The 14,961-nt window shown below is 49.8% G+C and carries 12 protein-coding genes, 1 tRNA gene and 1 rRNA gene; 8 read left to right on the top strand and 6 right to left on the bottom strand.

The window, feature by feature from the left end; all coding sequences use genetic code 11:
- Positions 1–8: 8 nt before the first annotated feature.
- Positions 9–413 carry a hypothetical protein gene (locus EL633_RS09280; RefSeq protein ID WP_126626912.1) on the top strand — a complete coding sequence of 135 codons (405 nt, stop codon included), beginning with the start codon at positions 9–11 and terminating at the stop codon, positions 411–413.
- 148 nt (positions 414–561) lie between these two features.
- On the opposite strand, the gene rrf is transcribed toward EL633_RS09280, so the two are convergent.
- The 4 genes from rrf to EL633_RS09260 form a co-directional block, all read right to left on the bottom strand.
- A 5S ribosomal RNA gene (rrf, locus tag EL633_RS09275) occupies positions 562–678 on the bottom strand.
- Between the two features lie 210 nt (positions 679–888).
- A complete protein-coding gene (locus EL633_RS09270; RefSeq protein WP_126626911.1) occupies positions 889–1,452 on the bottom strand; it encodes an HNH endonuclease in 564 nt (187 codons plus the stop codon).
- A gap of 415 nt (positions 1,453–1,867) precedes the next feature.
- Positions 1,868–1,944 (bottom strand) — tRNA-Pro (locus EL633_RS09265).
- A 654-nt stretch (positions 1,945–2,598) separates the two neighbouring features.
- Positions 2,599–3,858 (bottom strand): NAD(P)/FAD-dependent oxidoreductase, encoded by a 1,260-nt coding sequence (locus tag EL633_RS09260; RefSeq protein ID WP_126626910.1) that lies wholly within the window; start codon positions 3,856–3,858, stop codon positions 2,599–2,601.
- 433 nt (positions 3,859–4,291) lie between these two features.
- Here EL633_RS09260 and EL633_RS09255 point away from each other — a divergent pair, with 433 nt between their 5' ends.
- Together EL633_RS09255 and EL633_RS09250 are read left to right on the top strand one after the other, a co-directional pair.
- Positions 4,292–5,140 carry a putative RNA methyltransferase gene (locus EL633_RS09255; protein ID WP_126626909.1) on the top strand — a complete coding sequence of 283 codons (849 nt, stop codon included), beginning with the start codon at positions 4,292–4,294 and terminating at the stop codon, positions 5,138–5,140.
- 22 nt (positions 5,141–5,162) lie between these two features.
- The gene (locus EL633_RS09250; protein ID WP_161982054.1) at positions 5,163–6,344 is read left to right on the top strand and encodes a pentapeptide repeat-containing protein; all 1,182 of its coding nucleotides are present in this window, start codon (positions 5,163–5,165) and stop codon (positions 6,342–6,344) included.
- A 191-nt stretch (positions 6,345–6,535) separates the two neighbouring features.
- On the opposite strand, the gene EL633_RS09245 is transcribed toward EL633_RS09250, so the two are convergent.
- Entirely contained in the window at positions 6,536–7,636 is a 1,101-nt protein-coding gene (locus EL633_RS09245; RefSeq protein WP_126626907.1) for an aminopeptidase, read from the bottom strand.
- A 501-nt stretch (positions 7,637–8,137) separates the two neighbouring features.
- Here EL633_RS09245 and EL633_RS09240 point away from each other — a divergent pair.
- Together EL633_RS09240 and EL633_RS09235 are read left to right on the top strand one after the other, a co-directional pair.
- Positions 8,138–9,205 (top strand): ROK family protein, encoded by a 1,068-nt coding sequence (locus EL633_RS09240; protein ID WP_161982053.1) that lies wholly within the window; start codon positions 8,138–8,140, stop codon positions 9,203–9,205.
- 71 nt (positions 9,206–9,276) lie between these two features.
- Positions 9,277–10,482, top strand: a complete 1,206-nt coding sequence (locus EL633_RS09235; protein ID WP_126626905.1) for a protein kinase domain-containing protein — start codon at positions 9,277–9,279, stop codon at positions 10,480–10,482.
- Between the two features lie 207 nt (positions 10,483–10,689).
- Here the strand turns inward: EL633_RS09235 and EL633_RS09230 are convergent, their stop codons facing one another.
- The gene (locus EL633_RS09230) at positions 10,690–11,595 is read right to left on the bottom strand and encodes an isoaspartyl peptidase/L-asparaginase family protein (protein WP_126626904.1); all 906 of its coding nucleotides are present in this window, start codon (positions 11,593–11,595) and stop codon (positions 10,690–10,692) included.
- A 203-nt stretch (positions 11,596–11,798) separates the two neighbouring features.
- Here EL633_RS09230 and EL633_RS09225 point away from each other — a divergent pair, with 203 nt between their 5' ends.
- The 3 genes from EL633_RS09225 to EL633_RS09215 all read left to right on the top strand — a co-directional run bounded on the left by EL633_RS09225 (position 11,799) and on the right by EL633_RS09215 (position 14,929).
- Positions 11,799–12,992, top strand: coding sequence for a M20 family metallopeptidase (locus EL633_RS09225; protein WP_126626903.1), 1,194 nt, complete (start codon positions 11,799–11,801; stop codon positions 12,990–12,992).
- The gene (locus tag EL633_RS09220; RefSeq protein WP_161982052.1) at positions 12,989–14,191 is read left to right on the top strand and encodes a pyridoxal phosphate-dependent aminotransferase; all 1,203 of its coding nucleotides are present in this window, start codon (positions 12,989–12,991) and stop codon (positions 14,189–14,191) included. Before EL633_RS09225 ends, EL633_RS09220 begins: the two co-directional genes overlap by 4 nt.
- Positions 14,192–14,275: 84 nt before the next feature.
- On the top strand, positions 14,276–14,929 hold the full coding sequence (locus tag EL633_RS09215) for a hypothetical protein (RefSeq protein ID WP_126626901.1): 654 nt from the start codon (positions 14,276–14,278) through the stop codon (positions 14,927–14,929).
- Positions 14,930–14,961 lie beyond the last annotated feature (32 nt).

Raw genomic sequence — 14,961 nt, 5'->3', positions numbered from 1 at the left:
CTATGCGGATGTTGGTTGAGCAGTATCATTCCTATAATACAGGCATCAAAGAACTGCTTCCAGCTATCTCTGCTGAGGCTCTGCGTCTGCCAGAGCCCTCAGAATCGTCATTAATTATGGTGGATATGGATCCTACTCAGTTCCTTGTCAGGAATAGCTCTGTGGCGGCACTGGTGGATACAGAGGCATATGCGCTTGGATCACGAGCGTTCGATTTTATCGCGCTAGAATATATACTTGATCAACGGAAGGCTAGCGCGCTGGCAAGGGGATACAGCCGTATTCTGTCTGTGCCTGATCTTACGCTTGTGCGGCCCGTCTATCGCTATTTTTATCGCCTGCTAGAGATTCAAGAAAAATCAGAGATAGCCATCTGGCAGGCGCAGCCGCTACTTTTTGAGCCTTCTCCTTAACAGGAATATAGATTATGTGATTTTACCTGTGATACCTCGTCACCTTAACTATTCTGATCAGAAATGCTTGTAGTGTTATCGTGAACGCCGCTCTTCGCAGTTAAGTGTCCTCATGAAGTAATGCAAAAAACACCCGTGTGGGCGGGTGAGACGGCGACTTCCTATTTTCCCACGCAGTTGCCCACGTAGTATCATCGGGGAGGAAGAGCTTAACTACCGTGTTCGGGATGGGAACGGGTGTACCCTCTTCGCTAAAGTCACCAGCTCACCTGCACATACAGGTGTTCTTGACACTTGCTATAATACAACAGCTTTGCGCTATTGTCAACCCCTTTTTAGGCATCTGTAGTAATAACTCTGGAGATACATAAAAGTTGGGCGTGAGTGGCCTGTGGATCACCTGTAGGCTACCACTGACCGTCACGCCCATATAAAATGAATAATTACTGTGACAATTATATGTTATATATCGTTATCAGGCACTGACGCCACGATTGGTATGCATATGTGGCATTGGGGTTCCCATTGCGCTTAACAGGAACTGCTCGTAGGCCTCGCGTAGTTTGGGATAGCGAAGCAGGAAGAAGCCAGCATATTCCTGCGTCAGCGCGCGTGGCTGCCGTAAGAGATGCATGTTTACCTCCTTCAAGAGACGGTTCCCTTTTTTTCCATTACAATGTTTGCAGCAGGCGACCAGATTTTCCCATGTGCTTTGCCCACCACGTGAGCGTGGAATGATGTGGTCTAGCGTTAAGTCACGGCTACGCTTGCCGCAATACTGACATGTTTCATCATCGCGTAACAGTATATTGGTACGTGTCGGTTGTAGGGCTACCCGTGGTACGCGTACATTAGCCAGTAGTTGTACGATCACGGGACGCTCTGATTCAAGCCGACGAAGCTGAATACTCTCTTCGATTAATTCGCGAACATTATCGTCTACAAATGTCACTTTCTGTTTTGAAAGTAAGACAATGAGACGCCGTTCCGGTATAACCGAGAGAGGTTGTAATGAGGAATTCAACACAAGAACAGGCATGAATGGCTTTCCTTCCTCTCTGTCAGAGTCGATGGATGACACACACAGACAGCGAGGTGAATACTGAGGAGATGGATTCGAATCGAAAAGCCAGCCCTTCAGCTCCTAACGCCGCCTGCAACGACTAGGTGGATAAAGGTGGGAACGCATTGCATGTCCAGGAGAAGCAGGCACACCAGGGTCCCTCCTGCACACCACCGGTTGGGTACTTTCCGTACGTGCGATGGCGCGCAGGTTTATCAGATGACAGCAGCGTACGCTGACTGTGGTGTATATCTGATATCCCTGCATTCTATGATCTCCTTTGTGCCTGAGAAAAAAATTATGACACATACTTCTGTCTGTATGCACTAACGATCCTGATTGGATTGTGATGCTCCTGACTCCCGCTAAAGGGGAGAAGTATGTGTCATCCTGGTCGGGGTGAGAGGACTTGAACCTCCGACCTCAGCGTCCCGAACGCTGCGCGCTAGCCGACTGCGCTACACCCCGGTGACATTCATGCAATAGATTGCCGAACTTATCCGTGAGCTGAGTTTGTTCATAGTTGACAAATCGCACATTCATGCTTATACCAACTATGAGCCTTTGCTCGGCTCAGGGATATTATAACACATCCCGCAAACTTTTGCTACGCTTTCTTACGGTTTTTCAGCGTGTTTTTCAAAAAAAAATCATATTTTTGTTTTTCTTGATGCTAAAGATAGGAATGTTAGCTTTTGTTGCTGTGCTTTTTTAGCCAGGCTATGCCACCTTACCGCACTCGAGCACTAAAGTGCTCATACCTAAATTATTATGTGGCTGTATTTATCGCGCCGTGGCGCGATAAATACAGCCACATAATGATGACAGCGCCACATAATGATGACAGCGCCACATAATGATGACAGCGCCACATAATGATGACAGCGCCACATAATAATGGCAGTGCCACATAATGATGACAGCGCCACATAATAATGGCAGTGCCACATAATGATGACAGCGCCACATAATAATGGCAGCGCCATATAAGTTTCCGTGCATCAACCTTTTGAGGTAGAAAATGGCGAGGGGAGGCGGTTGCAACCGCCTCCCCTCGCCATTTTCTACCTCAAAAATAAGTAAGCGCCGCAGGCGCGAAATCCTGGCGGGCCGATTAAGCTATTAAAGTATTTGCTGGACCAGTTTTTCAGCCAGCTCTAGCGAGTAATTTTGTCCACGGTCATGCGGATAAATCTGGAACATGTTAGCGATCCACAAATCAGGTAGTGGAGGATGTAAACTGGGAATATGCTCCCGATAATCGGTCGTCACAATTGGTTGCGCATAAGGTGCCGCGAAAATCCAACTATCCTGGATCCAATCCTGGCTAAAATCAGGCGATAGTTTCTGAATGGCAGGAGTGAATTCTTGTATCAGCTCTTCTTTACTTTTTTTGAAAATGGGATCATCCATTGGCCGATAGTTGCCGAAATAGACCAGGTGCTGCCCACCATATTCTTTGGGATCTCTGAAATTAGTATGCTCAAAAATACCGGTAAAAGGGTAACCATGGTCACACAGATTAATCCAATAGCTATCGGTGAGCTTACGATCCAGTGAGAGTATCAGGCAGTGTGCGCCATAAGCCTGGCCCCAATCGTATTTCTGACGATATTCTTCGGGCAGTCCCACGATAAGTTTACAGCTGAGCCGCGTCGGTAAGGTGGAGATGACGCGATCAAAGTTCCAGCTTCCCTGGTCTGTTTTGACGCTCCAGCCAACTTCATTTTGTTCTACCGACTCTACGGTGGTATTGAAGAGTACTTTGCCTTTTTCCTGTGTGATACGCTCCACCAGGCGCTCATAGACCAGCTGGAAGCCACCACGTACATAGCCTAGCTGCGTGGTACGATCATGGATACGTGCCCAGAACCATGGTAGCGCTATCTGATCATAGAGTTTGCCAAACTTGCCCATGAACAGCGTCTCAAAGATCATTTTGTATGGCCGTAGACCCATCCAGCGCCGTAGCCACGCATCGGCGGTCTTGCCCTCCAACCATTCGGGATTGGCCACCTTCAAGAAGGCCAGGGTTGCTCCCACACGTAAACGTTCAAAAATATTTAAAGGAGCAAATTTGAGCAATGAAATAGGATCATCCAGCTGGTGGTTTTCTCCTCCGACCAGACTCACAGTGCGTGGATGTTGCCATTCCAGGCGATCCCCCAGGCCTAATTCTTCAATGACGCGAATAACAGTCTTATCAGAGCGAAAAATATGATGATAAAATTTCTCTAACCAGTTATCCCCAACTTGAAATCCTGACGCCAGGCCACCGGCCATTCCTTCACGCTCAAAGACCATTACCGAATGACCAGCCTGGGTCAAGCGATAAGCAGCCATTAATCCAAGAGCACCCCCACCGAGCACTGCGTATTCCATGCTTTTTTATCCTCGTTACGCTTTTTTCTTTTTCTTTATGTGAAAAATGCTATAAACCGTATAGACTCACATTGTGAGCAGAATGATGTTCTGTTATCATTCTATCATAACCTCTTAATCAGGTGGATATAAATATGACTATTTGAGTAAGTCCACCTCCCTGTCATATGATGTTGATGGCTATGCCATAATTCTCGCGCCTGCGGCGCTCGCTTAATTTTGCTGTGTTCCAATCGAGGGGCAGGCCTGCCCCTCGATTGGAACACAGCAAAATTAGTTTGGTTTTTATAAACTTGCATGTAGCTTCATATGCCTTAATGTATGTATGTGCTGTCAGGGCGGCTGCAGCCGCCCTGACAGCACATACATACATTAAGCGAGCGCCGTAGGCGCGAGGTGTCAGCGTAAAAAGAAAAGTTGAGTCAATGATATAATGGTTTCTACCGCCGTAACAGAAATATTGCTTTGTCCTGTGTGCAGGCGTCCCCTCTCATTACAGAATGGCATATGGAGTTGTGAGCAGGCCCACGCCTTCGATATGGCTAAAGAGGGCTACGTCAATCTTTTGCGTAAGAAGTTGCCAGGAGATACCAAAGAGATGTTGCAGGCACGCCGTGCCTTCTTTGATAAAGCATATTATGAGCCGCTATCCAATACGCTGAATGAGCTGATGCTGGCACATCTGGCGCCGACTCAGGCAGGTCCTGTGCGCATCCTGGACGCTGGCTGTGGCGAGGGCTATTATCTGGGACAGATGCAGCAGGCACTGGCACCACGCTTTGAACACATACAGGGACTGGGCATCGATATCTCTAAAGATGCGATTCGGATGGCGGCCAGGCGTTATCCTACCGCGTTTTTTATGGTGGCTAACCTTAATGAGCCATTGCCGCTCGCCGATCAGGCGCTGGCGGGCATGCTCAACATCTTCGCGCCACGGAATGTGGCTGAATATACTCGTGTGCTTGCTCCGGGTGCGCCATTAATCATTGTTATTCCGGGCGCTCATCATTTACAAGAGTTGCGTCAGACTTTACAATTGCTCAATATCGAGGAAAATAAACAGCAACATGTGGCTGACCAATTTTCGGACTCTTTCACATTCGTAACAACGCGCGCATTGAGTTATGAGCTGGCATTACAGCAGCCCGAGATTGAGCAGATTGTGATGATGACGCCTAATTACTGGCACTTATCCGAGGAGATTCGTGCTCGCATGACGGCGTTACGTTCTATATCTACCACGGTAGATTTTAAGTGTCTGGTCTTCCAGCGTTCGTGAGTGGAGGTGCATGGAACCTATTATGTTATTACCTGAATCACATATGACTTTAGATTGGCTTGTATACTGGCGGCAACACCATCAATCCTGGCGTCGTGAACCTCTGATCACGCAGGAACGCCAGCAGGTTCTCTTAAATTCCCTGGCTGTACCACCTGCTATCGCTATGGGCCGCTATCCTTTTTGTGAGCAAACCTTGATGCGGGCGGATATTGAATGGTTACTGGCTAATCATGAGGATGGTCGAGGTCCAGTTAACTGGCAGGACGCTACACAGCGAGAGCGCATTGGCCTGGATCTGCGTGGAGCACTCTTGCAGGATGTCGACCTGCGTGATTTGCCTCTGGCCCGTGTGTATTTTGGTCTTCCCTGGACCGAATGGTTGCCTGCGAGTGTCGAGGAGCGGGACATGGCCCGGGCACACCTCGAAGGTGCGCAACTGGATGGTGCATATTTGCAGGGTGCCGCATTAAATGGAACCTATCTGAATGGGGCTAGCTTGAATGGAGCCGCCCTGGAACATGCCGAGGTTGGTGGTGCCATGCTTGAGGGTGCAAGTTTTAAACAGGCGCGACTCCATGAGACCAATCTTATTGGTAGCCATATGAATGCCACCTGCTTTAGTGGTGCCGACCTGACCGGCGCTTATCTGATCGGAGCCCACTTACGTGGTGCTGATCTCAGCCACGCAACAGTTTCGGCGGCAGATTTTAGCTACGTACATTTTGAATATGCTGATCTGAGCGCACTCTATGCAGCCGAGACAAACTTTGGGGGGGCCTATCTACAGTGCGCAGACCTCTCAGGAGCAATCCTGACCGGCAGTGATATGGGTGGTGTCCATCTCGAGGGAGCCAGCTTAATTCGTGCCCATTTAGAACTGGTCTCATTAACTGGCCGCTATCCCGCCCACCTTGAAGGAGCCGACCTGCGGGGAGCCCATCTCGAAGGCGCCAACCTCTCCAATGTCCAACTGCTAGGAGCCGATCTACGTGGCACCCATTTAGAACTGGCAGACCTGCGTAGCGCATCCCTTGCTGGCGTTAACCTCTACGGAGCCCACCTCGAAGGAACTCAGCTAGCCCACACCCACTTCGGCGCACTAGAAATAGATGAAGACCAGCTAGCCCAGATCCAACGCTGGCTCCCCGAATTTCCCCCGCACCTACCAAACGCCATCCTCGAACGAACCATCCTGGCCTGAAAACCCTGGAACTATCTTTTAATCACACAGCCAGGAGAATGCCCGCCCCCCCAAATCATACGACACGGCGTAAACCACCCTTTTTTTTACTATGGTGCGGTGGGCGGCGTTAGCCGTCCCACCGCACCATAGTAAAAAAAAGGGCTCGCGCCGCAGGCGCGAGCCCTCATACAACGCATCAGTACCAGCTATTAAATGATGAACTTCCCATTTTCATAGCAAAGCTCACCATCCGCAAACACCTTACCCTCATGCAAATCACAGACCATATCCCAGTGCAGGCCAGACTCATTAGAGGAACCAGTCTCAGGAAAACCCGCACCCAGCGCCATATGCATAGTGCCACCAATTTTCTCATCAAAAAGAATTTCTTTGGTGAAACGTTTGACATTATAGTTCAGTCCAAATGCTACCTCGCCAAGGAAGCGCGACCCCGCATCCATGTCAAGCATCGCATTCAGGAAATCCTCACCGCGATCGGCGCTACTCTCAACAACTTTGCCATCCTTGAAGACCAGGCGTACATTCTCTACTTCATTGCCGTTATATACGGCTGGATAACTGAAGTTGACGTAGCCATTAGCTGAATCCTCGATCGGACCTGTGAAGACTTCTCCATCAGGGAAGTTTTTGTCGCCGGCGCAGTTGATCCATTTGCGACCACCAACACGGTAGGTGAGGTCGGTACCGGGAGCTACGATATGGATCTCGTTGTGCTTATCCAGGTAATCGGCGATGTGTTGTTGTTCTTCCTGAACTTTTTTCCAGGCGGCCACGGGATCATCCTGATCAAGGAGGCCTGCATCAAACACGAAATTTTCATAATCGCTCAAGGACATACCAGCGTCCATTGCATGGGCTTGCGTGGGATACAGGGTGAGCGACCAGCGGAGCTCGTTGCTGGCAGCGCGTTCGATAAAGCGTTTTGAGATGTTAGCCTGGGCCGCACTATGCAGGGCCTGTTTCTGTGGATCAGTGTTACTGAGTGCCCTGGTGTTTTCGTCCGCGATAATGATAAGTTGGGTATCATAATGATTGATCTGAAATTCATTGAAAGGCGAGACATATTGGAGCTGTTCTTCACTGGCCTCGTTGAAGAAAATTTCATTCATCCCTTCAATTGAAATAAGCGTACTCACGTGGGCACCAGCACGAAGCGCTTCACGATAAATCTCTTTGATCAGTGGGGCCGCGATTGCGGGTCCTTTCAGTATGAATCTTTCTCCAGGCTGGATGGCAAGTGAATAGTTTACCAGTACTTTTGCCAGCTTCTGTAAACGTGGATCTGCCATGCTTGTTCCTTTCTGTCCCCATGTGACATTCTATGCGTAAATTCTACCGATAGTGTGTGTGATGAAGTATTTTGAGGTAGGATGAAATACGGCAAGTCACCAATGAGTAGTAGAGAATAACGGCAATTCTATATTTGAGCGAACCTGAGGCATATCGGCATTGTTCGCTACCTCATCGCAAACTATATGCTATAGATAAGAGAATGTAAATACTCATCCTTAATAAAAGACGCTCGTATTGGTAAAAACTGGGACTAGCATCCTAGCGAACTTTGCGTTACTAATTCTGTATGATATACTAAACCCGTTGTCCCAGTAATGCTCAATCCTGATTATAGGATTATCTACATTCTGATTATCCAGGCCGGGGATCCCTGCATCTAGCTGATCGTTTGATTGGCCAGCTTCATTGGGGTCGCGATCTTATTTTCTTGTCTGGATGGCAGCAAACCTAGATTCCTGCCATACTTCTCTGGTACAGAATTGAAGGGAGAGCGAGCCGTGACTACACAGCCCACTTCAGGATTACCCACGGGAAATGAAGGAACTTCAAGTCGGCTTAATGTGCAACGGAATAGCGGCAATTTGCTGGCTACACAGGGATATGTGGTTGGCATCGAGATCAGCGGTAGTGGCGCACGCCAGTCGGTGGCCCTGGCCGATCTAAATGGTACGATTTTACATCGTGTTCGTCGTCCTCTGGAGTACGTGCCTGATACTAAATCTGTTCTGGATTTGCTCGATGTGATGATTGCTGAAGTGGCTCAACCAGATCGGATGCGTAAAGGCCGGATCTTGCGGGTCGGGGTGGCGGTAGGTGGTCTGGTTGACGCGAAGTCCGGTATTGTGAAGCGCCTCCATCATGCTCATGGCTGGGATAATTTTCCGTTACAGGATTATTTCTCGGAAAAGTTAGGTGTGCCGTGTATTATTGATAATAATGCGAATGCGGCTGCTCTGGGTGAAGTTGTCCATGGGGTGGCTAAAGGGGAGCGTGTCGCGTTATATGTCGGCCTGGGACGTGGCATCGGTGGTGGATTGGCTGTGAATGGGCGTGTCTATCATGGCACAACTGGTACTGCGGGCGAAATTGGACACTTCTTTGTTAAAGAGGCTGGACCACGCTGCTCCTGTGGCGGATATGGACATTTAGAAGCGATTGCATCCGCGCAGGCAATTGTTCGCACGATGATTGGCCTCTCTGTAGAATATCCTGAGACTGAGGCGGCCATCCGGCGAGTAACTGATGGGCGGGCCGAACGCATTACAGTCGAACAGATCTTTCGTTTAGCCGCGGATGGTGATCAAATTGCTCAGCGTGTTGTACAGGATGTACAATTATATCTGGGGAATGCCCTGGCTAATATTGTGCATCTGGTGAATCCTGGTATGATTATTCTAGGTGGACCCGGTGCCAGTGCTGGTGAACTGTTGATCGCCCCTTTGCGGGAACGTATTCAGGAACTGTGTCTTCCTGAGGCAAGGCAGTCTTTACGTGTCGTCCAGAGCAGCCTTGGTTCGGAGGCTAATCTTGTCGGCGCAGTTACATTAGCGTTACAAGACCTATAATGCTGATCACATTCAGAGGGGCGACGGTGTGCTTCGTGCTTGAGCACTCATCTGGATGCAAGGAAGTATAAGTGCGTAATCTTGAGAGGCTTACAGTGGAAACAGGCCGGGTCATTCAACGACGCTACCTGCTACAACGTCTGGTACAGCAGGGGCAAACCTGTGCTATTTACCAGGGATTCGACCAGGTATTGCAACGTACTGTTGCGTTAAAAGTGGCAACAGTTGAGCACATTCCAGCATATCGCGCTGCAATTCGTGCTACTGCTCAATTTGCACATCCTAATATTATTGGCATCTATGATCTCATTGTGGAAGCGGATGCTTTATTTATTGTGCAGGAATATGTGGATGGCGATGATTTTGGCACGTTGCTGCAGTCGCAACTCTCCCCTTACCATGTGGTTGATTTAGGTGTTCAGATCTGCCAGGCTTTGATGTATGCTGGCACTCCGTCCCGCAAAATATCTCATGGTGATTTGGCTCCCTCTTCGATTATTCGTGATCGACGTGGTCTGGTTCGCATTAATAATTTTGCGCTACCTGGAGATGTTGCGTATTTTTCTGCCTGGAGTGTTATGGGGGCTGCCGGTGGACCGATTTTTGCTGACGCTGATTTGCCGGTTGGTCAGATGAGTGATGGTCGCCGCGCCGATGATACACGTGCGGTTGGGCTCTTGCTGTATCAGTTGTTGGCGGGTCGTACTCCTGACGCTCGCACGGTGGAGCCGACGCCAGATGGTCGCTTGCGCTTTATGCGTAATGCTCCCCCAGAGGTTTGTGAGCTTGTGGCTCGTACCGTTATTCGTCAGCATCCACAACATATCGCCAGTCCTGAAGCTTTGCATGCTGAACTTAAAACGCTGGCTGAGGCCTTAGAGCCCCCTCCTCCTATTTCTGGTCAATTGGCTCCGGCCCCGGCATATCAAGCTGTAGAAGAGCCGGTCGGACGTGTGGCGCAAGCCCAGTTTGCTCCGGCACGGTCAGGTGGTTTATCAAGCCAGCCACTAGGATCTAATTCGCGTTTATTGGATGGAGAGTATGCGACACGCACGGATACGGGCGGCCGCATGATGACTTTAGATTCGAGCAATGCCTCAACTGCCTTTGATGCTTCGATGAGTGCTAAATTGGCGGCTGCTCGCCAGGCGGCTTATGCTGCTCCTGATGTTCCTGTTAAACGTGTGAATATGCCTCTGGTGATTTTATTTGGCTTAGTCCTTTTTGCCTTATTCTTTGGACTTGGCTATTATCTCTCGACTATCTTGATCCATTAATATCTACACAAATACTTTCCTCGTGAGGAAGTTCTCCTCACGAGGATTTTTTATACCTGTCCGCTTGGGACTGGCTAATACAATATACCAGATCTTTGAGAGGAAAGAAAATGGCGAGGCGGTCGCGACCGCCTCGCCATTTTCTTTCCTCTCAAACAAGTGCGTGCCGTAGGCACGAGGTGTGGGGGATTCACCTTGCCTATGGCGTTAGCCAATATCCGCGACTGGCTCCGCTAGCTCTTCGTTGATATAGGCATGCGCGAGATGGGCGCTATTTTTGGCTTTGCCGATGTTTCCGTTGCGATCAATGATAATTAAGCCTCCATCTCCTTCGGCGTGCTCGGCGAGGAATTGTATGGCGGCATCGGCGGCTTCCTGGGCACTATGTCCCTCGGCTACGCTGCTGGCGGCCCGCCGGGCGATCATCAGGCGAATAAAGTCTTCACCATAGCCAGTACATGAGATGGCGGCGTGTTCATCGGCATAGAAGCCACAGCCTATCAGGGGCGAATCGCCTACGCGACCAGGATATTTGTTGAGAATACCGCCGGTTGAGGTGGCGCAGGCCAGGTGTCCCTGACTGTCGATGGCTATGGCCCCGACGGTGCCGTGTTTCTCGCTTTTTTCGCCGGGCCCTTTTGCCTCATAGGTCAATGAGGTGCTATCGTGTTTTTTCCAGGCGTTATACTGCCGTTCAGTCAGTAGATCTTCATATGTGCAAAACTCGATGCCCTGTTCTTTCGCGAAAAATTCTGCGCCCGCCCCGATCAAAAAGGCATGCTCACTTTCCTGGACGCGTCTGGCCAGAGTGATTGGATGACGAATGAGCTGCACACCGGCGATGGCTCCTACTGTCAGGTTACTACCATCCATAATGCTGGCATCCATCTCAATCTTGCCATCCTTATTCAGGCATGAGCCACGACCGGCGTTGAATTCAGGATTATCTTCAAGGGAGCGTACCGCTGCCTCTACGGCGTCCAGTGCGCTACCACCATTTTGTAGCATCTGCCAGCCAATACTGGCGGCTGCTTTACAGCCAGCCTGAGCAGCATCGGCGCGTTCAGGGCTGATGTTGCCAGCTCCACCATGAACTATAAGAGCAATTGACATAAGATCGTTTTCCCTTTGCTTTTTTTGTGCAATCTGTTGCATGCACTTTTCTATACTATATCATCCAAATCTTGTAGCAAGTTGTTCCATTGACAAGGTTTGCTTGTGACTGCTACCCTAAAGTAAGCATGTTACGCTATCCAACGTATCTTTGACTCGAGTGGATAATTGTGCCATTTTATGAAAGATGAAGGGATCTTTTCATGCCGAAAAACATTTTTGTGGAGCGGGCTGAGGAGCTGATGGCGTCTTTTTTTGCGGATTTGCAAACGGTTGTGAATATTGATTCGGGGACGTATCTGAGGTCTGGTGTGAATCAGGTTGGCCAATACTTGCAGCAACGTTTTCAACAAATGGGCTTGCAGACGTGCTTTGATAAGCAGGCTAAAGAATATGGCGATCATCTTGTGGCGGTACATACGGGCACAAATCCACAGGGACCGCGCTTGTTGCTGGTTGGACATATGGATACTGTCTTTCCAGATGGCGAGGCACTACGGCGTCCATTTTCGCGCTCTTATTTGAAGGGGGTCGAGATTGCTAAGGGGCCTGGTGTGTTGGATATGAAATCGGGTCTGCTGATGGGCATATATGCCTTGCGCTTGCTGATTGAGGCTCAAGCGGTGGATTATCAGACGCTGACATTTGTCTGCAATAGTGATGAGGAGATTGGCTCTCCGTCCAGTCGTGCTTTGATTGGCAGGCTGGCTCAGGAATCAGATGCAGTACTGGTACTGGAACCGGGCCGGGTGCTTAATCGGATCGTTTCGGCTCGCAAAGGAATTGCGAATTATCGCGTTGCGGTTCAGGGCCTTTCTTCGCATGCAGGTGTGGAACCTGATAAGGGGCGCAATGCGATCGTTGAGCTGGCCCATCAGGTGGTAGCTTTGCAGGCTATTAATGGGACGATTCCGGGTGCGACTTTGAATGTTGGTATTATTCGTGGTGGTGAGCGTACAAACATTGTACCCGATTATGCTTACTGTGATATCGATGTTCGTGTGCGTGATCGCGCTGGCTTAGAGGCGATTGAGGCTGCGATGCAGCGGGTGACCGTGCATCCTATGCTCGATGGTACGGTGATTACACTTTCAAGTGGTGTTAAGAACGCTCCGTTTGAGCGCACTGCGGCCAGCCAGCAGTTGGTGCAACTGGTCCGCGAAGTTGGGACAACACTAGGACTTGAGATAGAGGATGTTTCCAGTGGTGGGGCCTCGGATGCCAATACCACCGCTGGCCTGGGTGTTCCTACTATTGATGGCCTGGGAGCCACTGGCGGCCTGGCCCATAATCCCGATGAATATATAGAGGTCGAGCATTTACCAATGCGTATCGCGCTTATCTGTGGCTTGATACAACATGTATGTACATATTATCGAAGTGGACAGCGTTTATGAAATACGGAAAACCAGAACTACATGAACTTCCAGTACCGGATATTGTCTCGTTAGGAGCATATGCAGACCAGTTGCAGCTTGAGGCGGAGGCACGTGGCGAGGTGCTGCCGCCTCCTATCCGGCTCCAGATTGGTGAGCCAGATTTCCGCACTCCTGAGCATATTCGCCAGGCGGCGATCGAGAGTATTACCAATGAAGTACAGACCTATGGTCCGGCGGGTGGCTGGCCCTGGCTACGTGAGCGGTTAGCTGAGAAGGTTCGCCAGATCAATGGCTATCAGGTTGACGCTAGCAATATCGCGGTTTCTATGGGTGGAACCGGTGGACTACTCTCTACGCTCCTGGCCACATTGAATCCTGGTGATGAGGTCCTCATTCCTGACCCTTGCTGGCCGATCTATCTACCACAGCTCCAGATCGCGGGAGCGATTGCTGTGCGCTATCCATTGGATCCTGCTAATGACTGGCTACCGGATCTCTCTCGACTGGACGAGCAGGTTACGCCGCGTACCCGTATGCTGCTGATCAATACACCTGGTAATCCTACCGGAGCAGTCTTTCCACGCACTGTGATTGCTGAACTACTGGAGTTCGCGCGTCGTCATGATCTCTATCTGCTATCGGATGAATGCTATGATCAGCTGGTCTTTGAGGGCGAACATATCAGTCCTGCCACTCTGCTCTCGCGTCAGGAGTTGGAGGAGGGTCGCTTTATTGGCATCTATACCTTCTCTAAGGCCTATGCTATGACCGGCTGGCGTATTGGCTATGTGGTAGCGGGTACACGGCTCATAAAAACGCTTGTGGATGTTCTGAACGCAAATCTCACGAATATCAGCACCCCTATTCAGCGAGCTGCCCTGGCCGCGCTTACAGGACCACAGGATTGCATTGAGGTGATGCGTGAGAGTTATCGCCGCCGCAGAGATCTGGTGGTAGCGCAGCTTAAAGCAGCCGGTCGCTATAGCTATACACCACATGGTGCTTTTTATACACTCATTGATGTCTCCAGCCGCCATGGAGAGCCGCGTGGGGGCCGTCAGTTTTCCCTTGACCTTATCGGGGTCAGCAACGTTACCGTTACTCCAGGTCAGGGTTTTGGAGCTATCTCAGATGAATATGTCCGTATCTCCCTTGCCGCATCCGAGCAAGCTCTCCTCCTTGGCGTCCAGGCTATCTGCCGGCTTGCAGACCGTTAAAGAGCGATGCATCTAGAGCATCTACCTGATGAGTATAAGTAATTGAGGACTGCACATGACATTATTTGTGAAAGGATGCTCTTTATGCTGAATCCGGCAGCCATACTCGAACAGGCCTTCCAACAGCCTTTACCCGAGCGATGGCATATATTTTATGGGAAAGGCAGGCCCATTGGACTGTCTGTTATCTCTTGCCTGCTCGCATTTATCTTTATTGGCATACTACAGCTTGCTCTCCTTTTCTTCCTTGGACCTTTTAGCATTTTAAGCTGGTTGGTTGATGCTCCGCCAAATATACCAAGTGGGATTAAGCCTGCTATTGAATCCAGTAATTTCTATAATTTTGTGCCTTCGCTATTGCATTTGAGCATCTACTTCTGGATCTTACCGATTCTGGTGGCTGTGCTGGTGGCTGTGGTTGCATATAGTAATGGCACGCGCCTGCGCAATTCTTTGCTGGTTCTGACTCCTGATGGTGTGGTGGAGTGTCGCAACTATACTTCGGAGCGTCGTAAGTTTAAGGTCCTGGATTTCGCGGCAGTCAAGAGTCTGGCCTTACAACTGCACGCGAATGATGATTCCAATCAGGCACGTGTCTGGTTAGATATCCAGAAAGTGGATGGGGACAGCGATCGCTGGCCGATCGATTCTCGTTATGGTGCTGTTGAGGCGATTGTGCAGTATATTATTGAGGATCATGCCTTGTTTGTGGTGCGTGGAGAGCAGCAGACTATCTAAATTAGTCTGCTGCTTGCGGTTGGTCTTGCTTC

Source organism: Dictyobacter alpinus (assembly GCF_003967575.1).
Taxonomy (GTDB): domain Bacteria; phylum Chloroflexota; class Ktedonobacteria; order Ktedonobacterales; family Ktedonobacteraceae; genus Dictyobacter; species Dictyobacter alpinus.
The sequence above is the reverse complement of the archived record's forward strand: the minus strand, read 5'-3'. Positions and strand labels throughout refer to the sequence as shown.

Excerpts from the sequence above, each read along its gene's own strand:
- EL633_RS09280 (WP_126626912.1), top strand. The coding sequence starts at position 9 with ATGTTGGTTGAGCAGTATCATTCCTATAATACAGGCATCAAAGAACTG.
- EL633_RS09270 (WP_126626911.1), bottom strand. The coding sequence starts at position 1,452 with ATGCCTGTTCTTGTGTTGAATTCCTCATTACAACCTCTCTCGGTTATA.
- EL633_RS09260 (WP_126626910.1), bottom strand. The coding sequence starts at position 3,858 with ATGGAATACGCAGTGCTCGGTGGGGGTGCTCTTGGATTAATGGCTGCT.
- EL633_RS09255 (WP_126626909.1), top strand. The coding sequence starts at position 4,292 with ATGGTTTCTACCGCCGTAACAGAAATATTGCTTTGTCCTGTGTGCAGG.
- EL633_RS09250 (WP_161982054.1), top strand. The coding sequence starts at position 5,163 with ATGTTATTACCTGAATCACATATGACTTTAGATTGGCTTGTATACTGG.
- EL633_RS09245 (WP_126626907.1), bottom strand. The coding sequence starts at position 7,636 with ATGGCAGATCCACGTTTACAGAAGCTGGCAAAAGTACTGGTAAACTAT.
- EL633_RS09230 (WP_126626904.1), bottom strand. The coding sequence starts at position 11,595 with ATGTCAATTGCTCTTATAGTTCATGGTGGAGCTGGCAACATCAGCCCT.
- EL633_RS09225 (WP_126626903.1), top strand. The coding sequence starts at position 11,799 with ATGCCGAAAAACATTTTTGTGGAGCGGGCTGAGGAGCTGATGGCGTCT.
- EL633_RS09220 (WP_161982052.1), top strand. The coding sequence starts at position 12,989 with ATGAAATACGGAAAACCAGAACTACATGAACTTCCAGTACCGGATATT.
- EL633_RS09215 (WP_126626901.1), top strand. The coding sequence starts at position 14,276 with ATGCTGAATCCGGCAGCCATACTCGAACAGGCCTTCCAACAGCCTTTA.